Source organism: Lentzea sokolovensis, from assembly GCF_033949975.1.
Lineage (GTDB): Bacteria > Actinomycetota > Actinomycetes > Mycobacteriales > Pseudonocardiaceae > Lentzea > Lentzea sokolovensis.
The window spans coordinates 748,407-771,588 of the sequence record NZ_JAXAVU010000014.1; the positions used below are offsets into that span (position 1 = coordinate 748,407).

16 protein-coding genes are annotated in these 23,182 nt (G+C 69.3%); 7 read left to right on the plus strand and 9 right to left on the minus strand.

What is annotated here, in order from left to right:
- Positions 1 to 3: 3 nt before the first annotated feature.
- From SK854_RS37305 to SK854_RS37320, 4 genes are all read left to right on the plus strand, one after another.
- On the plus strand, positions 4 to 3,333 hold the full coding sequence (locus tag SK854_RS37305; RefSeq protein ID WP_319979856.1) for a CARDB domain-containing protein: 3,330 nt from the start codon (positions 4 to 6) through the stop codon (positions 3,331 to 3,333).
- Positions 3,334 to 3,393: 60 nt separating this feature from the next.
- A complete protein-coding gene (locus SK854_RS37310; RefSeq protein ID WP_319979857.1) occupies positions 3,394 to 4,245 on the plus strand; it encodes a universal stress protein in 852 nt (283 codons plus the stop codon).
- A gap of 111 nt (positions 4,246 to 4,356) precedes the next feature.
- Complete coding sequence (locus SK854_RS37315; RefSeq protein WP_319979858.1) at positions 4,357 to 4,683, plus strand: hypothetical protein; 327 nt, start codon at positions 4,357 to 4,359, stop codon at positions 4,681 to 4,683.
- Between the two features lie 49 nt (positions 4,684 to 4,732).
- Entirely contained in the window at positions 4,733 to 5,977 is a 1,245-nt protein-coding gene (locus SK854_RS37320; protein ID WP_319979859.1) for a toll/interleukin-1 receptor domain-containing protein, read from the plus strand.
- Here the strand turns inward: SK854_RS37320 and SK854_RS37325 are convergent.
- The 6 genes from SK854_RS37325 to SK854_RS37350 all read right to left on the minus strand — a co-directional run bounded on the left by SK854_RS37325 (position 5,972) and on the right by SK854_RS37350 (position 14,818).
- A complete protein-coding gene (locus tag SK854_RS37325; protein ID WP_319979860.1) occupies positions 5,972 to 8,752 on the minus strand; it encodes a right-handed parallel beta-helix repeat-containing protein in 2,781 nt (926 codons plus the stop codon). The genes SK854_RS37320 and SK854_RS37325 overlap by 6 nt on opposite strands.
- A complete protein-coding gene (locus SK854_RS37330; RefSeq protein ID WP_319979861.1) occupies positions 8,752 to 10,920 on the minus strand; it encodes a transglutaminase-like domain-containing protein in 2,169 nt (722 codons plus the stop codon). The genes SK854_RS37325 and SK854_RS37330 overlap by 1 nt, the downstream gene beginning before the upstream one ends.
- Complete coding sequence (locus SK854_RS37335; RefSeq protein WP_319979862.1) at positions 10,917 to 12,062, minus strand: DUF58 domain-containing protein; 1,146 nt, start codon at positions 12,060 to 12,062, stop codon at positions 10,917 to 10,919. The genes SK854_RS37330 and SK854_RS37335 overlap by 4 nt, the downstream gene beginning before the upstream one ends.
- A gap of 1 nt (position 12,063) precedes the next feature.
- Positions 12,064 to 13,035, minus strand: coding sequence for an AAA family ATPase (locus tag SK854_RS37340; RefSeq protein ID WP_319979863.1), 972 nt, complete (start codon positions 13,033 to 13,035; stop codon positions 12,064 to 12,066).
- Between the two features lie 210 nt (positions 13,036 to 13,245).
- A complete protein-coding gene (locus SK854_RS37345; RefSeq protein ID WP_319979864.1) occupies positions 13,246 to 14,181 on the minus strand; it encodes an alpha/beta hydrolase in 936 nt (311 codons plus the stop codon).
- A 61-nt stretch (positions 14,182 to 14,242) separates the two neighbouring features.
- The gene (locus SK854_RS37350; RefSeq protein WP_319979865.1) at positions 14,243 to 14,818 is read right to left on the minus strand and encodes a TetR/AcrR family transcriptional regulator; all 576 of its coding nucleotides are present in this window, start codon (positions 14,816 to 14,818) and stop codon (positions 14,243 to 14,245) included.
- Between the two features lie 88 nt (positions 14,819 to 14,906).
- Here SK854_RS37350 and SK854_RS37355 point away from each other — a divergent pair, with 88 nt between their 5' ends.
- Entirely contained in the window at positions 14,907 to 15,956 is a 1,050-nt protein-coding gene (locus tag SK854_RS37355; protein ID WP_319979866.1) for a saccharopine dehydrogenase NADP-binding domain-containing protein, read from the plus strand.
- Here the strand turns inward: SK854_RS37355 and SK854_RS37360 are convergent.
- Both SK854_RS37360 and SK854_RS37365 read right to left on the minus strand, forming a co-directional pair.
- On the minus strand, positions 15,949 to 17,949 hold the full coding sequence (locus SK854_RS37360) for a neutral/alkaline ceramidase (protein ID WP_319979867.1): 2,001 nt from the start codon (positions 17,947 to 17,949) through the stop codon (positions 15,949 to 15,951). The genes SK854_RS37355 and SK854_RS37360 overlap by 8 nt on opposite strands.
- A gap of 25 nt (positions 17,950 to 17,974) precedes the next feature.
- Positions 17,975 to 18,835: an EamA family transporter gene (locus tag SK854_RS37365; RefSeq protein WP_319979868.1), complete on the minus strand. Its 861-nt coding sequence runs from the start codon at positions 18,833 to 18,835 to the stop codon at positions 17,975 to 17,977.
- A gap of 68 nt (positions 18,836 to 18,903) precedes the next feature.
- Between SK854_RS37365 and SK854_RS37370 the strand changes: the two genes are divergently transcribed.
- Both SK854_RS37370 and SK854_RS37375 read left to right on the plus strand, forming a co-directional pair.
- The gene (locus tag SK854_RS37370) at positions 18,904 to 19,755 is read left to right on the plus strand and encodes a LysR family transcriptional regulator (RefSeq protein ID WP_319979869.1); all 852 of its coding nucleotides are present in this window, start codon (positions 18,904 to 18,906) and stop codon (positions 19,753 to 19,755) included.
- Positions 19,756 to 19,835: 80 nt separating this feature from the next.
- Positions 19,836 to 21,437 (plus strand): long-chain fatty acid--CoA ligase, encoded by a 1,602-nt coding sequence (locus SK854_RS37375; RefSeq protein WP_319979870.1) that lies wholly within the window; start codon positions 19,836 to 19,838, stop codon positions 21,435 to 21,437.
- Here SK854_RS37375 and SK854_RS37380 read toward each other — a convergent pair.
- Positions 21,430 to 23,097 carry a helix-turn-helix domain-containing protein gene (locus SK854_RS37380; protein ID WP_319979871.1) on the minus strand — a complete coding sequence of 556 codons (1,668 nt, stop codon included), beginning with the start codon at positions 23,095 to 23,097 and terminating at the stop codon, positions 21,430 to 21,432. The two genes, SK854_RS37375 and SK854_RS37380, sit on opposite strands and share 8 nt — an antisense overlap.
- Positions 23,098 to 23,182: the final 85 nt, after the last annotated feature.

Below are 23,182 nucleotides of genomic sequence, written 5' to 3' on the forward strand. Positions count from 1 at the left end.
TCAATGAAAAACACGCTATTGAGGCGTGCGGTGAGTGCTGCCCTGGTCAGCGCCCTCGCACTGTTCGGATTGACACCCACGGCAGGAGCAGCGGTCGTCAGGCTGTCCGCGAACCTGACCGCGTCCAGCAGCAACGGCCCGTACGGCCCCGGAAACGCCGGTGACGGCAACCAGGGCAGTTACTGGGAGAGCACGAACAACTCGTTCCCGCAGTGGCTCCAGGCCGATCTGGGCGCCGCGAAGAGCGTCAGCAAGGTCGTGCTGCGCCTGCCCTCGAACTGGGAGCAGCGCTCGCAAACGCTTGCTGTGCAAGGAAGTTCGAACGGCTCGCAGTTCAGCGACCTCGTCGGATCCGGTGCGCGGGTGTTCGCGCCCGGTTCGAACAACACGGTGACGCTGGACTTCACGGCGACCGTCACGCGGTACGTCCGCGTGACGGTCACCGCGAACAACGGCTGGCCCGCCGCGCAGCTCAGCGAGTTCGAGGTGCACGGCGAGTCCGGACCGGTCGACCCGCCGCCGCCTGGCGACAACCTGGCTGCCGGCAAGCCGGTCGAGGAATCCGGGCACGTGCACAACTTCGTGCCGGGCAACGCCGTCGACGGCAACACCGGCACGTACTGGGAGTCCAACGGTCTTCCCGGCAACCTGACCGTGAAGCTGGGCTCCAACGCCGACGTCACGTCGGTCGTCGTCAAGCTCAACCCCGGCGGCGACTGGGGTGCCCGCACGCAGAACTTCGAGGTGCTCGGCCGTGAGGCGAGCGCGACGGCGTTCGGCACCCTGAAGGCCCGCGCCGACTACCGGTTCGACCCGGCCACCGGCAACACCGTCACCATCCCGGTGAGCGGGCGGGCCTCGGACGTGCGGCTGCACTTCTACTCGAACACCGGCGCGCCCGGCGGCCAGGTGGCCGAGTTCCAGGTGTTCGGCGCTTCCGCTCCGGCTCCTGACCTGACCGTCACGAACCTGACGTGGACGCCGGCCAGCCCGAGCGAGGCCGACGCGATCAGGCTCACCGCCACCGTGCGCAACGGCGGCACCGTGGCGTCCGGCGCGACGACGCTGAACGTCACGCTCGGCGGCACCGTCGCGGGCACCGCCGCGGTCGGCGCGCTCGCTCCTGGAGCCACGGCCTCCGTCAGCGTCGACGCGGGCCGGCGGGGTGCCGGGTCCTACGCGGCCGCGGCCGCGGTGGACCCGGCCAACCAGGTCGCGGAGACCAACGAGGGCAACAACACCTTCACCTCCGGCTCTCCCCTGGTCGTCGGCCAGGCACCGGGACCCGATCTGCAGATCACCGGCGTCACGCCGAACCCGTCGTCTCCGGCCGCGGGCCAGCAGGTGACGTTCGCCGTGCAGGTCAACAACCGCGGCACGTCGGCTGCGGGCGCTTCGGTGACCCGCGTGGCCGTCGGCGGCAGCACGTTGAACGCCAACACGGCTGCGATCAACGCCGGTCAGACCGTGACGGTCAACGTCGGCTCCTGGACCGCCACCAACGGCGGCGCCACGGCCACCGCGACGGCGGACGCGACCAACGTGGTCGCGGAGACCAACGAGACCAACAACACCGCGACCCAGTCCATTGTGGTCGGACGCGGTGCCTCGGTGCCGTTCACCTCCTACGAGGCGGAAGCGGGCCGCTACCAGGGCACGCTGGTGCAGGCCGACGCGGAGCGCACGTTCGGGCACACCAACTTCGGCTCCGAGTCCTCGGGCCGCAAGTCGGTGCGACTCGACGCGCAGGGTCAGTTCGTGGAGGTCACGTCGACGGTCAGCACCAACTCGATCGTCGTGCGCAACTCGATCCCGGACGCCGCCGCGGGCGGTGGCCAGGAGGCGACGATCAGCCTCTACGCGAACGACCAGTTCGTGCAGAAGCTGACGCTGTCGTCGCGGCACAGCTGGCTCTACGGCACGACGGACGACCCCGAAGGCCTCACGAACCGTCCTGGCGGCGACGCCCGCAGGCTGTTCGACGAGACCTCGCAGCTGCTCGCGAGCTCCTACCCGGCGGGCACGAAGTTCAAGCTGCAGCGCGATTCCGGTGACAACGCCCAGTTCTACTACATCGACCTGATCGACCTGGAGCAGGTCGCACCGGCCGCGCAGAAGCCCGCGGACTGCGTCTCGATCACGCAGTACGGTGCCACGCCGAACGACCAGACGGACGACGCGGACGCGCTGCAGCGTGCCGTGACGGCCGACCAGAACGGGGAGATCCCCTGCGTCTGGATCCCGGAGGGCAGGTTCCGCCAGGAGAAGAAGATCCTGACGCTGTTCAACTCCGGTCAGTACAACCAGGTCGGCATCCGCAACGTCGTCGTCCGCGGCGCCGGCATGTGGCACTCGCAACTGTTCAGCCTCACGCAGCCGCAGGACGCCAACACGATCAACCACCCGCACGAGGGCAACTTCGGGTTCGACATCGACGACAACACGCAGATCTCCGACATCGCGATCTTCGGTTCCGGCCGGATCCGCGGCGGTGACGGCAACGCCGAAGGCGGCGTCGGCATGACCGGCCGCTTCGGCAAGAACACGAAGATCACCAACGTGTGGATCGAGCACGCCAACGTCGGTGTCTGGGTCGGCCGCGACTACACCAACCTGCCCGACCGCTGGAACCCCGGTGACGGCCTGCAGTTCAGCGGCATGCGCATCCGCGACACCTACGCCGACGGCATCAACTTCACCAACGGCACGCGCAACTCCACGGTGTTCAACTCGTCGTTCCGCACCACGGGCGACGACGCGCTGGCGGTCTGGGCGTCGAAGTACGTGAAGGACCAGAACGTGGACGTCGGCAGCGGCAACGCGTTCCTCAACAACACGATCGCACTCCCGTGGCGTGCCAACGGGATCGCGATCTACGGTGGTTCGAACAACCGCGCGGAGAACAACATCATCTCCGACACGGCGAACTACCCGGGCATCATGCTGGCGACCGACCACGACCCGCTGCCGTTCGGCGGGACGACGTTGCTCGCCAACAACGCCCTGTACCGCACGGGCGGCGCGTTCTGGGGTGAGGCACAGGAGTTCGGCGCCATCACGCTGTTCTCCCAGAACCTGCCGATCCCCGGCGTCGTCATCCGCGACACCGAGATCCTGGACTCCACGTACGACGGAATCCAGTTCAAGGGCGGCGGCAGCGGCATGCCGGACGTGCAGATCACCAACGTCCGCATCGACAAGTCGAACAACGGCTCCGGCATCCTCGCGATGGCCCAGGCCCGCGGTTCGGCGAAGCTGACGAACGTGACGATCACCAACTCGCGGGACGGCGACATCACCATCGAGCCGGGTTCGCAGTTCGTCGTCAACTAGTTCTGGATCACCTTTAGAACCACCTCCGGCCGGGTATGCCCCGGTCGGAGGTGGTTTTTCATGTCTACGGTCGTTGTGGGGTTCGACGGTTCCGACCTGGCCAGGCGCGCAGTGCTCTTCGGTGCCGAGGAAGCTTCCCGCTGTGGCGCTGCCTTGCAGGTCGTGCACGCCGTGCGCGCTCCCCTGCCGGAGCCAATGTTCACGCCGATGTCCATCCCGGTGCCGGAGTTCGTCACCGAGGAGACGATGTCCAAGGCCGCCGAGGACCACCTCGCCGAACTCGCGGCCGAGCTCAAGGAGCGCTGGCCCGACCTCCAAATCGCCACCCACGTGCGCATCGGCCGTCCGGTCGACGTCCTCGCCGCCGAACCCGGCGACCTGCTCGTGCTCGGCTCGTCCGGGCGCACCGGCATCGCGGAGATGTTCCTGGGCTCCACCGCCGTCGAACTCGTGTCGACCGGCGGACGTCCCGTGATCGTGACGCGGTCCGGCCCTGTCGACGGCCGCGTGGTCGTCGGCGTCGACGGCTCCGACACCTCCACGGACGCGATCGCGTTCGCCTTCGAGTACGCCGCCCGCCACGGCCGCGACCTGCTCGCCATCTACGCGTGGAACGACGTCGGCTGGGCCGAACTGCCCGAGCAGGACTTCGACCACGTCCGCGTCGACCTCTCCAAGGTGCTGGACGAACAGCTCGCCCCACACGCGGCTCGTCACCCCGAGGTGCATGTGGCACGGGAGGTCGCGTTCGACGCACCCGCACGCGCGTTGCTCCAGGCGGCCGATGGCGCGGCTCTCATCGCCGTCGGCAGTCACGGCCGTGGAGCGGTGACGCGTGCAATTCTGGGTTCAGTGAGCCACGCTGTGCTCCACCACGCGCCGTGCCCGGTCGCCGTGGTCCATCGGAGGTGACGCGAGATGCGCGGGTTAGCGGCCGTGTTGCTGTGTCTGATGCTCGCGTCGTGCGGCCAAGTGCCCCCGGCGCAGGTTCCTGGGCCGAGCACATCCACCATCGTCAGCTCCGTGACGGCTCCTGGCACGACCGTGCCGAGCGTCCCGGCACCGGTGCCCCCGTCGTCGGCTTCGCTGCCGCCCACCCTGCCCACACCGTCGCGAGCCCTCGATCCGGGTGTGAAGACGGTGCGGGGCACGGTGTCCGGCGGGGTCGAGTCGGGCTGCACGATCCTCACCGCGCCCGGTGAGCAGTACCTGCTGCTCGGCGCCGACCCCGCGATCGCGGTGGCCGGCGCCGTGGTGGAGGTGACCGGGAAGGCTGATCCCGGTGCGATGACCACGTGCCAGCAGGGCACGCCGTTCCACGTCAGCAGCACCAAACGGGTGGGCGGCTGACGCGGCGCGCGTACCGGCCCCCACAGGAAATCCGTGCCACCATCGAAGGATGAGTGCCGTTCCTCCCAGCGTGTTCATCAGCCACTCGAATCTCGACCAGGACAGGTTCGTGGTGGCGTTCGCCAAGGCACTCGAGGACAACGGCGTACGGGTGTGGCTGGACCGCGAGGAGATCCTTCCCGGCGACCGCATCGTGGAACGCGTGTTCGAGCAGATCGACAACTCGGACGCGGTAATCGTCGTGGTGTCCGCCAACACCGCGAGCTCCAAGTGGGTGCGCGAGGAGATCGACGCCTCCGCCCGGCGAGCGATCGAACGCGATCTCACCCTGATCTGCGTCCGGCTCGATCGCGCCGAGGTCCCCGCGACGCTGTCGCACACCGCGTGGGTGGGCATCGACCCGTCCGTGGACTACAGCAACCAGCTCGAACGGATCCTGCGGGCGATCTACCGGGTGCCGAAGCGACGACCGCTCGGCCCTGTGCCCGACTGGGTCAACACCGAGACCTCCTCACCGTTGCTCGTGGACCTGCGGCGCGCGATCCGGTCCGGCTCCGGCGTCAACGACGTCGTCCGCACGGCCCTGGCCGCCGCACTCGACGCCGTGCCCCCAGCGCAACGGCTCGACAACGTGCCGGACCGCCGCATCCCGGCAGCCGTCGAGGAACACCTGTTGCGCTGCGACGGTGCCATGAGCGAACTCCTCGCGATCACCGCCGTGGCCGTGCACGACGACGACGTGGCGCGGGGCGGCCTGTGGACGTCCGTGCTCGCGCAGGTGCTGGAACGGCAGCCGTATCCGGCGCTGCTCGTCTCGTACGCGATCGGCGTGGCGGCGGTAGCGGCCAGGCACGACGAGCTCGTCCACACGGTGCTGAGCCGCGACCTGCGCACCCTGGTGCCCTATCGGGTGGTCGAGCCTCACGTCGCCGAGCTCCTGCCGAAATGGCGAGGAGCCAGGCCGCACGGCGCGTTGAGCGCGCACATCCGGTCGGTGGTGCGGCCGCACTTCCGCGAGCTGACCTCCGACCGCGAGTTCGACCGGGCGTTCGACGGGTTCGAGCTGCTGCGCAGCCTTCTCGAACTGCACCACGCCGGGGTCGCGCCGTCGCTGGGCGAGTTCGCCTACCGGCTGGCCCGGGGCGAGACGGCGGTGCTCGACGGGGTCACCGACAGGCTGAGGACCGGCTCTCCGGCGCTGCTCGCGGGTGCGTTCGACGGCGACGTGGCCAACGTGGAGAAGGCGGTGCGGCAGTTGGAGTCGACGGTGCGGATGCGGTACCGGCGGTCATGAACAGATGGCAGGCTGGCAGGTTTCGCCGCCACCCGTGTTGCCACCGCCGTCCTTGACGGTGGCGGGCATGGCGAGCAGCGCTCTGCCGCGGTTGTCCGACATTCGGTTGTTCCGCAACGTGATGTTGCTGCCTGCCGGTGCGCACACGTGCATCCCGCCGAACGCATCCTCGTTCCCACAACGGTCGCTGACGGTGCCGGACCGGCCGCCGTTGCCAGTGATCGTGTTGTTCTCGATGAGCAGTGAACTCACCGGCTGATTGATGTTGACGAACACCCCGATGAGACCCATCCCGGTGACCGTGTTGTTCCTGAACACACCGGACAACGGTCCACCAGAGTTGCGGATCTCAGCGAATGACCCGCCCGAGAAGGTGTTCTCCTCGATGTGAATCTGGCCTCCACGCAGACCGTAGAAGAGACGAAGCGTCGATCGCCGGATGTCGAGCATCTCACCACCTGCGGAAAACCCGTTCACCTCCGCGTCGGCGATGGTCAGATTCTCGCAACCCAGCCCTTCGAAGGAGTGTTTGCCGCCCGTGATCGTGACGGCGTTGGCCGGATTGTCCCCGCAAACCAGGCCAGCTCCTGGCCCCAGGATCTCCAAAGACGAGTTGATGAAGTCACACCGGGATCCGCCCAGACAGGACAACGCGACCATCGTGTTGGTGATGTCCACGTTGGTGAAGGTGGCCTGGGAAGAAATGATCCGTGTGCGGTGGAAGCCGTCGAACTTTCCGCCGTTGATGTGTGTGTCGCGGGCGTTGGTCATGTTCGGCAGTCTGCTTCGGAGGCCGGTCAAGGTGACACCGTCGGTGTTGGTGAGGCTGAAGACGCCGAGGGTGCCGTTGGTGATGGTCACGTTGGCCGCGTCCCGCACCGCGAGGGTGTCCTGCGAGACGTCGCTGTTGGACAGCAAATGGCCGCCGAGGTCGAGGTAGACGTCCCCGGACGTCACCGAGAGCGCAACGTCCGAACAGGACACATCGTTTCCTAGCCGCACGCTCGCGGTGATCGAGTCACCGCAGCTGAAGGACCGTGTCGGCAGCCCGACCTCGAACTGCTGGGACTGTTCGTCCACCACGCCGTTCGTGGTCGTCCGCGCGGTCACGGTGTAAGTCCCAGGCATGGTGAAGACGTGCCCGAACCCCTGCTCGCTGGAACTGCCGACAACCCCGCCACCGCTGGAGATGCTCCACTGCCAGGTCTGCGGGCTGCCGGTCACCTCGGCGCTGAACGACACCTGTGCCCCGGTCAGCGGCACGGCCGGTGAGACCTGCAACCGCACGATGGCCGCCGGAACGTCCTGCACGACGACCGTGGCGGAGGCGGAGGCGGACCGGCCGGACGCGAGTGTGGCGGTGACGGTCACGCCGAACGTGCCGGCACGGCTCCAGATGTGGCCGGTGCTCGTGCCGGTTCCCGTTGTGCCGTCACCGAAGTTCCAGCTCGCCGTGATCGCCGCGGCTCCGGCGAGTGACAGGTCGACCCTCGCGCCTGCCCGGACCGGGTTCGGCGGGGTCTGCTGGATGCGGAGCACGTCCTGTTGTGGCACACCGGATCCGAGCGTAGCGCGGCCCGTGGCCGGTGGCTGGGACGGGTTCGCGGGCTGGTTCGGGTTTGGCGGCTGCGGCTCGTCCGGCGGTGGCTTCGGCTGGTTCTCCGCGGGCACCTTCACCGTGCCGCGAGCAGGGTCGACGGGGTCGTACTTGGAGATCGGGTGCACCTGGCCGTCCAGGCCGATGACGCCTGCCCGTTCGCTTTCCGGGTCGTTGTAGAAGACGACGCCGTCGCGTTCGAACAGTTCGAACTGCGTCTGGCCGTCGAAGATCTGGCGGTCGAGCTGGTCGCTCGCGCCGTCGCGCAGGACCCAGACGTGGCCACGGCCGTAGTCGGGGACGAACGTGTGTTCCGCAGTCACGACGGCCGGGCCGAGCGCGGAGGTGCCGAGGACACGGGGACCGCCGCAACCGGACGTGAAGCGGCACGCCACGAACTGCCCGCGGTTGCTCACGGACACCAGTACGCCGGGTTCGCCGGGCAACCCGCTGACCGCGACCTCGTCGCCGGGCTGCAGCGGTACCTCGATCTCCTGCGCGACCTCACCCTCGGTGTTCAGCACGGACGCCATCCGCCGGTTGAGGTCGAGCAACGCGACGGTGCCCGCCGTCGCCACGATCCTGGTGGCACCGGGTGATCCGGCGTTCGCCCGTGACTCGCGCCTGCCCTCGCGGAACCACACCAGGTCGCCGGTCGCGTCGTCGACCACCCACAGCGCGCCCGTCCTGTCGACGGCCGTCAGATCCGGCTTCGCGGCCGGGCTCAGCACCTGCGGTTCTCCGCTTGACCGCAACGTTTGCTGATCCACTGTGGACAGAAGTCCCTGCCCGGTGTCGAACAACAGCAGCGAGTCCCCCGATGAGTAGAGCGACACCGCCGCGCCCGGCAGAGGCGACTCCGGCGCCGAGACCTCACGGGTCGCGCCGTCGACCCTGCGCAACGCCCCGGTCCCCCGGTTCACGGCGTAGGCGGTCAGGTTCTGTTGTGCCACCGCAAGTTTTGTACCCGGATCGGCGACCGGCACCCGGACGCCGACCTCCCTGGACGCACCGTCGAGGAGGGTGAGGTGCCCAGCGCGGTTCGACGACACCCACGCGCTGCCGGCCTGCAACCGCACCTCGGGCACGGAGTGCTGCTCGCGATCTCCGACCGCGGCCAGCACACCGCACCCCACCAGGCCGACCGCGCCCCACACCACCGCACGCACGTAGCGCATCAGCGGCCTCCTGCCCGCCGTGCGCGCCGGCCGTCGATCAACGGACGCGGGTCGATCGCCGCCCTGATCCGGCTGAGCCGACGCGGATGCAGCTCCCGACGCAGGTCCGACTCCAGTTCCCAGGCGAACGTGACGTCGTCGTCGGACGGCGGAACGCCCGCGAACGCCGCCGCGCTGGCCATCGGAGCCATCGTCGCAAGTGCGGCCACGCGATCACCGAACCTGGTGCGTGCCACGTCACCGATGTCGTGGACGGTCATCGACAGCGGAATGCGCAAACCAAGCTCCAGCAGCCGGTCCACCGCCTCCTGCCAGGCTCCGAGCAGGCGGGCGGCGGGATCCGCGGTCCTGCGCCGACGCCACCGGCGACGTCTCTTGGTCCCCACCACTCCGCCGAGGAACACCAGGACAACCGTCATCAGCACGATCAGCGTGACCACCGCCGTGCGGCGCACCAGTTCACCGAACCCCAAGCCTGGAGCCCCTTCCTCGCGGTTGTCCGGGCTCGCGGCGGGCGGCACCAGCGGCGGCGGGTCCGGCTGTGGCGGGCTGACCGTCGTCGCGTCGTCGTCGCGCGGCTTGTCCTCGGTGACCGCGGGATCCGTCGGTTCGAACGCCACCCAGCCATGCCCCTTGAAATGCACCTCGGCCCACGCGTGCGCGTCGCCCGCCGTCACGGTGAACGTGCGGTTCTCCGATTCGCGCAACAGATAGCCGACCGCGACCCGGCTCGGCATGCCCAGCACCCTGGCCAGCAAGGCGAAAGCGGCGGCGTGTTGCTCGGCATACCCCCTGCGGTCCTCTCCGAGCAGCATGTCGCGCAGCACCGCGACCGAGTGTCCTGGCGCCGCGTCGAGGCTGTAGGGCAGCCCGCGCAGATGTCGTTCCAGCAGCTGGAGCTTGCCGTACGCGGTCGGCGCCGTGGTGGTGACCGCGGAGGCGAAGGTGCGCAGCTCTGGCGGAACGGTGAGCGTGGCGCAGTCGCCGCACGCGCTCGGCGACGCGGTGTCGACCTCGTCACCACGTCCGCTGACCGTGCTGGTCGTCCGGTACTCGATGCCGTCGAACGAGCCCAGGTTGATGAGGGAACCGGTGCCCGCGCTGAACCCGGTCGCGGAGCTGTCACCCCGGTCCATCACGACGCTCCTCGGCCAGCCGACCACCGGGAGATAGGGACCCTGCAGCCGCGAGACCACGACGTGGGACGTCAGCTGCCCCGCAGGCGGCATGTCCGGATCAGCGGGAAGGCTGCGTCCGGCGAGCAGGAACGTCGTTTCCGTGGTCCACAGCGCGCCGTCGTAGCGGTCCAGGGCAGCGGTGCGCACCCTGTCCACACCGTCGCCGTCGAGCTCCACGGTGAAGAGCGTCCGCGCTTCCGCTTCCCGGAGCTGCGGCTTCACCAGCGCCAGCGGTGTGATCGACTCGGTGACGTGCAGAGGCGGCGAGCGCAGGTCACGCGGATCGAACCGATCCACGCCCGAGGCCAGTGGCACCCACTGAACGCCGACCACGCCCGCCGCGGTGACCAGGGCGATCACCGGCACCCCGAACACGAACCTGCCCCCGGCCACCCGGAGACTCACGGCCGGCCCCTCGTTCGCTCTCATGAGCACCAGCAGCAGTGCCAGTGCCAGGAACACCCCGGTCACGTCCAGCCGAGGGCCGGGGCTCTCGGCGGAGAAGAGCAATGCGATCACGAACGCGGCCACTGGCGGCGCGAGAGGCCCGAGCACCGAGGTTGTCCGCAGGGCGATCAGGGCAGCGCCGAACGCCGCTGCCCACGTGATCAGCAACGGGGTGGTCAACAGGTCGCCTCGCACGTCCGCGGGCAGGCCGACGGTGAGCATTCGCGCCCAGCCGCCGGCAAGCCCCTTGCCGAGCTCGACCGCCGTCCGCACGCTCGGCAGGCCGTACCGGATCGTGTCGGGGAACGCCAGGTATCCCGCGCAGACACCGAACACCGGTACCGCGCCCAGCACGACCCAGCCGCGGCGCGCGAGATGTGCGATCGCCGCGCTCGCTGTTGCGAGAGCGGCGATCGCACACATCGGCATGACGTGATCGCTGGACGCGAAGAAGCTCAGGTAAATGGCCGAGGTGCTCGCGACGAGCAGCCCGCACAGCAGAATCTGCAGGAGTGCCGGGATCCGGGCGAGCCACTTGGTCACCGTGACATCAGCTCGTTCCACTGCGAGGCGAAGTCGGCGCTGTCCCGTGCGTCGACCAGGACCATTCCGGCCGAGCTCGGCTGGGGACTGCCGAACGTGACGAGGCTGACGCTCAGGAACCGCGGGCGCAGCGCGGTGATCACGTCGAGCCGTCCGGCGGGTGGCTGTCCCGTCACCACGGCGAGCGAGACGCCTTCGGTGCTCGACACGACGTTCGCGAGCTGATCGGCGAGATCACGGTCCTCTTCGGACAGACGGGCCTCCGCGAGCCGGTCGAGCGCGGACAGCTCGTCGCTGGTCCACTGATCAGCCGTGCCCCGCTCCCCCGCAGGCTCCGCCGTGGTGCGCAGCTCCAGCGGAAGCCCTGCCCGGCACGCGGCGCGGACCAGCGAGGCGGCGGCACGGACCGCGTCCTCGAACCGGCCGTCCGGATAGGAACCGGCATCGACGTCGAGCACGACGAGATGCCGCGGCTCGTCCGGGATCACGTGATGGCGCACCATGAGCTTGCCCGCCCGCGCCGTCGACCTCCAGTGGATCAGCCGGTAGTCGTCGCCGTGCTCGTACTCCCGCAAACTGTGGAACGCGAGGCCGCCCAACGCGGACACACTGGACGTCAGCCCCTCGCTGTCGCGAGGACCGCCTCGCGACACCACGCCCAGGTGGTGCGTGCGCGGATGCACGACCAGCACGGACGAACTTCCCGTGCGGGCGCTGGATCGCAGCAGCCGCAACGGATCGGAGTGCCCGATCTCCACCTGGGCGATCTCATGGCGGCCGCGCCGCTGCGAGGGCAGCGCATAACGGTGTTCGTGCGAACCGCCCGCGGCCAGGCTCGGCACGTCGACGGCGAACGCCTCACCGTTGATCGACTCGACGACCGCCAGTGGCGGTGTGCGCACTCGCCCGAGGTTGTGCACGGTCAGCAGCGCGAGAGCCTGTTCGCCCTCGGTCGCGCGGTCCGGTCGGATCACCCGGTCGGCGTCGAGGTTCGGCCGCACCAGCATCGACAGCACGGCGACCACGAGCGCCACCACAGCGGCGATGCCGAACGCCACGAGCTCCGGGTAGTCCGCGGCGGCCCCCGCTGCGAGCATCACCAGTGCGAACACGGCGGTCACCAGACCGCTGCGGGTCAGCACGTCATCCCCACTTCGACGGCCGCGGCACGGGAGCGCTGACGAGGATCTCGTCCAGCACGTCCTCCGCGGTCTGCTTGCGCACCCGAGCCTCCGGCGTGAGCAGCAGCCGGTGGTTCAGGACCGGCTTCGCGACGACCCGCACGTCCTCCGGCGTGACGAACGACCGCCCGAGCACCGCGGCGTGCGCCTGCGCGGCGGCGGCCACGGCGATGCTCCCCCTCGGACTGATGCCGAGGCGCACGCTCGCGTGCTTGCGGGTCTCTCTCGTGATCACCGCGACATAGCGCTGCACCTCCCGTTCGATGTGCACGGATCGCACCAACTCGATCATGTCGCGCAGGTCGTCCAGGGTCATCACCGATCCGAGCTCTTCCGGTGCGCGCCGGGCCACGCCGTCCGCGATGATGTCGACCTCGTCGTCCACTCCGGGCGGATAGCCGACCTTGATCCGCATCATGAAGCGGTCCAGCTGCGCCTCAGGCAACGCGTACGTGCCGTGGTGCTCGATCGGGTTCTGCGTCGCAATGCACAGGAATGGCGCCGGCACCGGCCGTGGCCGGCCGTCCACGGTGACCTGCCGTTCCGCCATCACTTCGAGAAGCGCGGACTGCGTCTTCGGCGACGCCCGGTTGATCTCGTCGCCAATGACGATGTTGGCGAACACCGGCCCCTCGAAGAACTCGAACGTGTGCGCGCTCTGGTCATATGTCTGCACGCCGACGACATCGGACGGAAGCAGGTCAGGGGTGAACTGGATACGTTTCACCGTCGCCCCTGACACGGATTTCGCCAACGCCTTCGCAAGTGACGTCTTCGCGACTCCCGGCACGTCCTCGATCAGCAGATGTCCCTGCGCGAACAGGCACACGAGGGCAAGCCGCACGACCTCCGGCTTGCCCCGGATGAAGTCGGAGATGTTGGCTGACAGGTTGGCGAAGTGCCGATCGAACGTCTCGGAGTCAAGCGTGCTCATGTGGCTCCTCGCGGCGAGCGAACTGCGTCACATGGCGGTATTCGCGAGGCGAGGGAAAGCTGTTACCAACTCTCCCGAACTGGCCGGAAAGTGGTCAGGAACGAGTCAGAATTCCATGATCTCGCGAATTGTCCACACAGCCCGCGCACGAAGAACCCCTCCCGGCCATTTCAGACAGGAAGGGGTTCACGCCAATCAGGAGAAGGCTCATCAGCCGTTGAGCGCCTTGCGCAGGAACGCGATCGCCTGGCTGATCGCGCCTTCAGCGGCGTGCGTGCCGCGCAACGCGTTCAGCATCACGAAGTCGTGGATCGCGCCCGCGTACCGGACGGCGGTGACGGGCACGCCGGCCTCGCGCAGCTTGTCGGCGTAAGCCTCGCCCTCGTCGCGCAGCACGTCGGCTTCGGCGGTGATCACGAGCGCCTGGGGAAGGCCCGCGAGTTGTTCCTTGGTGGCCCGGAGAGGCGACGCGGTGATCTCGGCGCGCTCCAGCGGGTTCGTCGTGTACTGGTCCCAGAACCACTGCATGCCGTCGCGGCGCAGGAAGTAGCCCTCGGCGAACTGCAGGTACGAGTCGGTGTCGAACGACGCGTCGGTCACCGGGTAGAACAGCACCTGGGCCTTCAACGCGACATCGCCACGTTCCTTGGCCTGCAACGTCAGCGCGGCCGCCATGTTGCCGCCGACCGAGTCGCCGGCGACCGCTACGCGCGAGGTGTCGAGGCCGTACGAGGCGCCTTCAGCCTGGATCCACTGCGCGGTGGCGTAGTTCTGGTTGATCGCGACCGGGTAGCGGGCCTCGGGCGAGAGCGAGTAGTCGGGGAAGACGACGGCCGCGCCGGTACCGACGGCGAGTTCGCGGACCAGGCGGTCGTGGGTGTGGGCGTTGCCGAACACCCAGCCCGCGCCGTGGATGTAGAGGATCACCGGGAGCGGGCCGGCGACACCGGCCGGCTTGATCACGCGGACCTTGAAGCCGTCGAGCTCGACCCACTGCTCGTCGACCTCGGGCTTGGCGATCGCGCCCGACTGCACCTCGTCGACGGCCTTGCGGCCCTCTTCCGGGGCGATCTCGAACAGGAACGGCGGCTGGGCGGTGGCGGCGGCGAACTCGGCGGCGGCGGGCTCGAGGACTGGGCGCTTCATGGCTGCTCCTTCGGGTCGGTTGCCATAAAGCTATTGCACGATTAAATCGTGCACAACGTAATCACGGACTCACCTGAGGCGGGAATACTTCCGCCGCCGAGCGAACCGAGGCGACGACCAGGTCCAGGCAGGACTCGAAGTCCACACCCGTGTCGATCCAGCGTTCCAGCGCCTCCTGGAAGCAGACCGCGACGAGCCGCGCCACGAGCCTTGCCTCGTCGACCGCCGCTCCGCGCTCTACCAGTGCGTCGCAGAGGGCGGTCGTGATCGCGGCGGCCTTGGTGCGTTCGCGCTCCTGCAGCTCAGGGCTCGACGCGATCACGGCACGACGTTCGGCCGTGCGGTCCACACGTTCCACGAGCAGGGCGCCGACCCGGCGGGCGGCGTCGAGCGCGATGGCGGGCGGAGACTGTTCCGCCGAGGCGAGCACCGCCTCGGTGATCGCGAGAGGCAGTTGCTCCGCGCCGGCGAAGAGCACCTCGCGCTTGTCCGGGAAGTAGCGGAAGTACGAGCGGCGCGTGATGCCCGCGCGTTCGGCGATCTGCGTGACGGTCACGTCGTCGTACCCGCGCTCGGTAAACAGGTCGAGCGCCGCCTGCCTGAGACGATCTTCGGTTCCGGGATCCCACCTGGCCACAGCACACCCTAGCAAGTGATGTCTCAGTGTGCCGTCACCGTGCTAGCCTCGGTGATGACACACTGAGACATCACTTGCGGGAGTCGTCATGAGCATCTGGGTTCTGGGCGCCACCGGACGCGTCGGCCGTGCCGTCACCACTCGCCTGCTCGACCGGGGCGAGAGCGTGGTGCTGGTGGGCAGGGAGAGCGCACGGCTGCGCGAGATGGCCGCGGCGACCGGTCTGCGGGTCGTCGTCGCGGACACGGCCGACCGCATCGCGGCGGCGATCGAGGAGGAGCGGCCGGCTGTCGTCGTCAACACCATCGGCAACTACGCCGAGTCCGCGACCACCATCGCCCGCGCCTGTCTGCCCGGCGGGCACTACCTCGACCAGGCGGCCGACCTGACCGCCGTCCCCCGGCTGCTGGCCCTGCACGACGAGGCCGCGGCGGCGGGCAGCACGCTCGTCACCGGCGCGGGTTTCGGCGTCCTGGCAACGGAAGCCGTCGTGGCGGCACTGTGCGAGGGCCGCCCGGTCCCGGCCGGGGTGCGGGTCGACGCGGTCGCCTCGGTGGCCATGGAGGACGGCCTGCTGGGCGCGGCCCTGGCCGCCTCGATCCTCGACGTGCTGACCACCGGCGGACGCCGCTACCGCGATGGCGAACTGACGAGGTCACGCATCGGCGCGCGAGCGCAGCGGCTGCTTCTGCCCGACGGTGAGCACGCCGCGGTCTCCGAGGCGCCGTCCGCCGAACTGCTGGCCGCTCACCGTGCGAGCGCCGCGCCGGAGGTCTCCGCCGCCACCGCGATGATGCCGAGCTCGCCCATGACCCGCGCCGCGCTCCCGTTCGCGGGACGACTGCTCGGGCTGGAACCGTTGCGCCGCTTCGCGATCCGTCAACTGGCCGGGGTCAGGGGCAAGGCCGCGCCGAGGCCCCGCAAGCACTCCTGGGGCCACGCGGTGATCACGTGGCCCGACGGCACCACCCGTGAAGGGTGGCTGCGGGCGGACGACGCCATGGACTTCACGGCGGGTGTGTCCGCTGAGGTCGCGGCACGGCTCGCCAGGGGCGAAGGCAAGCCCGGCGCGTACACGCCCGCGGCCGCCTTCGGCCCCGATCTCGCCACCGCCGCGGGTGGCGAGATCATCAGCTGACGGTGAAGCCCGCCGTGGCGCCGGTGAAGCCCGAGATCTTGCCGGTCCAGCCGGACTTCTCGTCGCCGTTGTGCACGATCCGGTAGGTGCCGGCGGGGGTGTCCGCCGGGATCTGCCAGGTGATCGTGGCGTTGGAGTTGGCAACGCCGACCCGCGCCCACTGGTAGCGCGTGGACCAGTCGCCGTCGTCGGCCACGCGCACCCATGCGCCGTTCACCTGCCGCTGCACTTCGAGGAAAGTCCCGTTGCGGTGCAGGTTGTTCTTCGGGTGGCCGGTGACGAACACGGACGTCACGGTCTCGCCGCGTCCATAAGAAGCCTTGGGCGCGATCAGAACGTCGCCGTACTTCTTGTCCAACGGCTTGTCGTCGAGCACGACACCGGTCTGCAGGTTGATCTCGGTGAATGGCGGCTTGCCGGGGTTCGGGCCCGCGGGCAGAGCGGAACCGGCCTTCATAGACGCGGCGAGCTTGCCGAACTCCTGCTGGTAGGCGGGAGTGGTGTTGCGGCCGAACAGGGTGGAGCCGCCCTCGTACTGCTGCGAGTCGTACTCCTCCGGCGTGGTGACGTACTGGCTGTAGTCGTTGGCGTAGCCCTGGATCAGCACGTTCCGCACGGGCACCGAGAGCTCGGCCGCGACGGCCTTGCGGATGCGCAGACCCGCGGTGATCGTGACCTCACCGGGCACCGCGACGAGGTGCAACTGTCCGATCCGGACGATCTGCAGCGGCACGATGTTCGGCGTCGCGCCGATCAGACCGGTCGGCACCAGGGAGGCCTTGGGGAACTGGCAGTCCCGCAGCCACTGCGGAACCTCCATCTGCAACGGCTCGAACAGCTTCTTCCACGGCGACTGCATGCCCTCGGAGAAACCGGGGATCGCCGGACCGTCCTCGACACTGCCCGCGATCGTCGACGCGCCGACGACACCGGAACACGTCGTACCCGCCTTGCCATCGGTCGTGAAGCGTCCGTCGACCTGCACGGCCGACATGTCCACGAACCGCATGCGCGAGTCGACGCCGCCGGAGACCGAGGCCTGCGGACCGTTGTAGATCTCCTGCGCCTTGCGGTTCTGGCGCTCGCCGATGATGCGGGTGTTCTCCCACTCGTTCTCGGTGGGGCCGGAACCGGGCTTCAGGTTGAGGTTCGGCGACATGTCGCCCGCGTTGGTGTTCGGGAACGCCGCCACGAAACCAGCGGTGTTGTCCAGGTAGCGCACACCCTCGTCGTCGTGCTCCCACTGGTACGCCGCATAGCCCTTGTTGTCGGGGCTGATCAGCGTGTTGGCGTTGGTGATCGACGTGTTGTGCGTGGCGAACCAGCTGATCGCACCGACGTTGTCGCTGCCCTGCTTGAACTTCAGCACCGTCAGCTGCGGGTCGATGCCGGCCGGGAAGGCGGCCTTGTCGGGGTTGCGGTCGAACGCGACGCGCGACCGGTTGACCGAGGCGTTCGTCAGTTCACCGATGCCGAGGCTGATCGAGCCGGGCTTGATGTCCTCGTGCGCCTCGACGACCGACTCCGTGATGCCGTCGACCACGGCCGCCAGCGCCTGGGGCTGCATGCCGAGGATCGACAGGTTGTAGGCGAGGTTGTGCGACTGGCCGCCGGGACCGCTGTGCGTGTGCGTGGCGGACAGCAGCAGGTTCTCGCGGGTGTAGGTGGTGCCGTACTTGGCCTGGAGCTTCGCGAGGACGCCCTCCTGGACCGCGCGGAAGATCATCGCGAGGTCGGCGTTGACGTACGCGACGCGCTTGTTCGTGGCGCGGTCGACCACGACGTAGGCCCGCGACCGCAGCCGCTGGTGGATGCCCGTCGTCTTCTGGTCGAACTTCGAGTAGCCCATCATGCCGTTCTCGGCGGCCGGGCCGGTGACGTCGGAGATGCCGCGGCCCACCAGGTACGGCTCGGGTTCCGCCCACGCGAACGGGCCGCTGACCAGCGCCGCACCGACGAGTGCGGCGACCACCGTCAAGACTTTCGTCCGCATGAACACCCCGCTAAGTGAATTGGATTCACATTTCGGGTTTGACGGTAGGTGATCCAGACCACTTCGAGCAAGTCACAGCCAGTGCGTTGGCGGTGACCACGAGCAAGATTCCAGCCCAATGGTGGAGTTCGAGCGTCTCCCCCAGCACCACGAGCCCCGCCAGCGCCGCCAGCACCGGGTGCACGCTCATCGCCAGTCCGAACAGCCGCGCGGGCACCTTCCGCAGCGCGATCACGTCGACGGCGTAGGGCACGACGCTGCAGAACACGCCCGCGCCGACCGCGTAGAGGATCGACATCCCGGTCAGCTTCCCGTGCAGGACGAGCAGCACCGCGACCGGGACGTAGAGCGTCGCCGACATCGCGGTCGCCACGGCAGGCGCCTGCAGACCGGGCAGCCGGGCCCCGACCAGGCGGTTGAGCAGGATGTACGCGGCCCAGCAGCCCGCCGCGAGCAGGCCGAGCCCGACGCCGAGGTAGTCGCTGCTCGGGCCGGGCAGCACCAGCACGTACACGCCGACGGCCGCGATCAGCACGAACAGGAAGTCCCGGCGGGTCCGCGACCCGGCCAGCGCGATGCCGAGCGGCCCGAGCACCTCCAGCGTGACGGCGAGGCCGAGGCCGATGCGGTCGATCGCCATGTAGAGACTGAGGTTCATCGTCGCGAACACGAGGCCGAGCGCGATCGTCGGCCACCACTGCGCCCAGGTGAATCTTCGGAGGTTCGGCCGGGCCATCGGAAGCAGCACCGCGGCGGCCACGAACTGGCGCACTGCCACGACACCGGCCGGGCCGATGGCCGCGAACGCGTGGGCGCCCACGGCGGCACCGATCTGGTTGCTGGCCGCGCTCGCGGTCATCGTCGCGAATCCACCGAGGCTCTTCATGCCGCAAGCCTGCGGTCGCGGCTTTGATACGGGAAATGCATTGCCCGCGTCACCTATACGCTGGACGCATGGATCTGCGGCATCTGCGGGCGTTCGTGGCGGTGGTCGACGCGGGCACGTTCACCGACGCGGCAAGGGAACTCGACTTGACGCAGGCGTCGGTGTCCCGTTCGGTCGCCGCACTGGAGGCCTCGCTCGGTGTGCGCCTGCTGCAACGCTCCACACGGCACGTCGCGCTCACGGCCGTGGGCACGCAGGTGCTCGACGGCGCGCGGCGAGTGCTGGACGAGGTCGCGCACCTGCACCGGATCGCGTCGCAGTCGCTGACCGAGCTGCGCATCGGTTACGCCTGGTCAGCGCTGGGCAAGCACACCCGGCGCGTGCAGAAGTCCTGGGCCTCGAAGCATCCTGGGCTGCCACTGGTGTTCGTCCAGTCGAACTCGCTGACCGCCGGTCTCACGGAGGGCACCGCCGACGTCGCGGTCGTGCGCAAAGCCATCGACGACTCGCGGTTCGAGACGGCGTTGCTCGGCACCGAACGGCGCTACGGCGTGGTCGCGACGGACAACCCGTTGGCGCGCAAGCGTTCGCTGAAGCTGGCCGACCTCGCCCGGTACGGAATCGCGATGGACGACCGGACCGGAACGACCACTCTGGACCTGTGGCAACCGGGCAAGGCGCCTGCCGTCGTCCGCAACACCCACAGCGTCGACGAGTGGCTGACGCTGATCGCCGCCGGGCAGGCCGTCGGCATGACGTCGGAGGCCACCGCGAGCCTGAACCCCCGTCCCGGCGTGGCCTATCGGGCCGTGGTGGACGCGCCGCCGATCGCGGTGTGGCTCGCGTGGTGGAAGGACCAGCCGCCACAGCACCTCACCGACCTGATCACACTGGCGTGCGACGCCTACCGCGCGGTGTGAGGAATCGCTGCCAGAGCAGGAGAATGAGTGGAAGGTTCTGCCCTCTCGCCCACCAGGACGCTCACTTAGGGTGATCTTTCATGGACGGGCTGATGCAACCCCGGCCGCTCACCATCGCGCACGTTCTGGAGCGAGCCGAGCGGCTGTACGCACACAAGCTGGTCGTGACGGCCGGGGAGCGGGTCACGTACGCCGAGGTGGCCGAGCAGACCCGGCGCCTCGCCACCGCGCTCGACTCGCTCGGCGTCCCGGCCGGCGCCCGCGTCGCCACGTTCGCGACCAACACACGGCGTCACCTGGAGCTCTACCTCGCGGTGCCGATCACCAAGCGGGTGCTGCACTCCATCAACATCCGGCTTTCGGCGGAGCACCTGGAGTACATCGTCAACCACGCCCAGGACGACGTGGTGTTCGTCGATCGTGCCCTGCTCCCCCGAATATGGCCCAGTGCCGCCCGAATGCGGACGGTCCGGCACTGGGTCGTACTGCCCGACGACAGCGAAGCGCCGATCCCGGACGATCCCCGCGTCGTGCACTACGACGACCTGGTCGCGGCAGCCGAGCCGTTCGCGGGCTCGTTCGAGGACTCGTTCACGCTCGCGGACGAGAACCTGGCCTCCGGGCTCTGCTACACGTCCGGCACGACCGGACCGCCCAAAGGCGTGCTGTACAGCCATCGCTCGACGATCCTGCACTGCCTCGGCACGCTCGCGGCCGGTTTCATCGGCCTGTGCGAGAGCGATGTCGTGATGCCGATCGTGCCGATGTTCCACGCCAACGCCTGGGGTCTCCCCTACGGCGCGATGATGACGGGCGCCTCGCTGGTCCTGCCCGGCCCGTCTTCGGATCCGTCGCACCTGTTGAAGCTGATGGAGACCGAACGGGTCACCGTCGCCGGTGCCGTGCCGACGGTGTGGACGAGCCTGGTCACGGAGCTGCGATCCCACGACCTGAGCGCCACGCGGTTCCTGCTCGGCGGCGGCTCGGTGATCGCACCGGCGCTGTCCGAGATCTACCGGGCCGCGATCGGCGTGCCCATCACGCATTCCTGGGGCATGACGGAGATCAGTCCCGTCGGGACGATCGGCGGCACCCGCAGCCGGCACCGGGACGCGCCCGCGGAGGAACAGGTGGCGGTCCGGGCCTCCCAGGGCCAGCCGCTGCCACTGGTGAACCTGCGGATCGCCGACGTCGAGACCGGCACGGAGCTGCCACGCGACGGCAAGGCCATCGGCGAGCTCCAGGTGGCCGGCCCGTGGGTCGCGGGCGGCTACTTCCGGGTGGACACACCGGAAAGCTTCACGAGCGACGGCTGGCTGCGGACCGGTGACCTCGCCACGATCGACGCCGACGGCTACGTACGGCTCGTGGACCGGATGAAGGACCTGATCAAGTCCGGCGGCGAGTGGATCTCGTCCGTCGAACTGGAGAGCGCCCTCACCTCGCACCCCGACGTGGTCGAGGTCGCCGTGGTCGCGCGCCCGGACCCGAAGTGGGGCGAACGGCCGGTCGCCTACGTCGTCCTGCGCGACGGCAGCGCCACCACCGGCGACGACCTGCTGCGGCACATCACGCCCGCGGTCGCCAAGTGGTGGCTGCCCGACGAGGTCGTTTTCCGGACCGCACTGCCCAAGACCGGGACCGGCAAGCTGTCGAAGAGCACCCTGCGCGCCACTACGTGAGGTCCCGCAACCGGTGCAGCTGAAGGCCGAGTTGCAGCTCCAGGTCGTTCTCGGTGCGCCAGTCGGCACCGAGGACGTCGCTGACCCGGTCCAGTCGCTTGAGGAGCGTGTTGACGTGCACGTGCAACGCGCGCGCGGTCGCCGCGACGTTGGCACGGTGGTCGTAGTAGGCGCAGAGGGTTCCCACGAGATCGGTGCCGCGTCGCGCGTCGTAGTCGGCGAGAGGGCCCACGGACTCGGCGAGGAAGCGGTCGAGTTCACCGGCCCGGTCCACGTCGAAGATCAACGCGTAGAGGGAGTACCGGCCGGTCGTGGCGCCGCGGTCGGTGTGCCCCAGTGCCCGCATGACCGCGCCGCACCTGCCGGCCAGGGAGAACGCGCGCGACCAGTCGTGGTTGACCGCCCGCTCCCCCACGACCACGACGGGTGCGCCTGACGCGCGCCGCAGCCGGCGGTGGACCTCCTCGACGGTGCGGTCGTCGTCCGCGCTGGGCACGATCAGCGTCGCCCGGCCGAGGTGTTCGCCCGCCAGTCCGGACCGGTCCCTGGCGATGTCGTGCAGGTGGCGCACGAGGTCCGCGGACGACTCCGGCGAGTCCGCGACCAGGACCAGGTTCAGCCGGTCGGCGTTGATGTGCCGGGCCTGGGCGCGCGAGCGCTGGGAGGGGCTGATCCCGGGGCCGCCGACCATCAGCTCGGTCAGCAGTTCGCCGCTGAGCCGTTCACTCGCGTCGGCGACAGCGCGTTCCTTGAGGATCAGCAGGCCGAGGATGTGCGTGGCCCGTTCGAGCGTGCGCAGGTCCATGTCGTCCGAGACACCGTGCCCCTGCAACGCTTCGCGACTCCACGACAGCGCGCCGAGGTAGCTGTCACCCGCTCTGATCGGGGCCACGCTGTGCGCGACCCCCTGGGCGTCGACCGAGGTCGTGACCCGGCCGGAGTGATGTCCGGCGGCCCTGTCGAGCACGACCACGCTCCCGCCGAGCTGACCGGCGAGGACCTGCGCGACGTCGTCCGGCGTGCCGCCCTCCAGCACCACGCCCGTCAGGGTCTCGTGGATAGCCTGCGCCCGTTCGACGACGGTCATGTGTTCCCGCAGGTCCTGCAACGCTTTCCGGCTCTTCTCGTAGAGACGGGCGTTGTCGAGTGCGACCGCGGCGTGGTCGGCGAACGCGCTCAGCAACGCGATCTCGCCCGCGTGGAACGACCGCTCGGAGCGGTAGGCGGCGAACAGCGCGCCCACCACCTCGTCCCGGATCACCAGCGGCACACCGAGAAGAGCGACCAGGTCCTCGGTGCCGACCAGCACGTCGAAGCCGGCGTCGTGGTCGATGAGGGTCGAGGCGGCGTAGTTGCGCACCCACTGCGGGCGCCGGGTGGCCAGCACCTTGCCACCCAGGCCGACGCCGGCCGGGATCGTGGCGCTCAGGAACGCGGCGGAGATCGTTCCCTCCGCCGCCTTGGCCGACAGCCTGCCGTCCGCGACCAGCGACAGGTAGGTGAAGTCCGTGCCCATCAGGTCGTGGGCGTGGCGGACGATCGACTGCAGCACGGCGTCGAGCTCGCCGAGGGCCGTGAGCGACTTCGCCGTCGCGTACAACGACGCCAGTTCGCGCTGACGCCGCACGAGTTCGTGCGACTCACTCGGGTCGATGGTCACGACGCCATTGTTGCTCAGACGCCGGTGGTGGAAAGACCCACCGAACGGAGGCCAGGGGTGTGTGATCCAGACCTCAGCCGCTGAG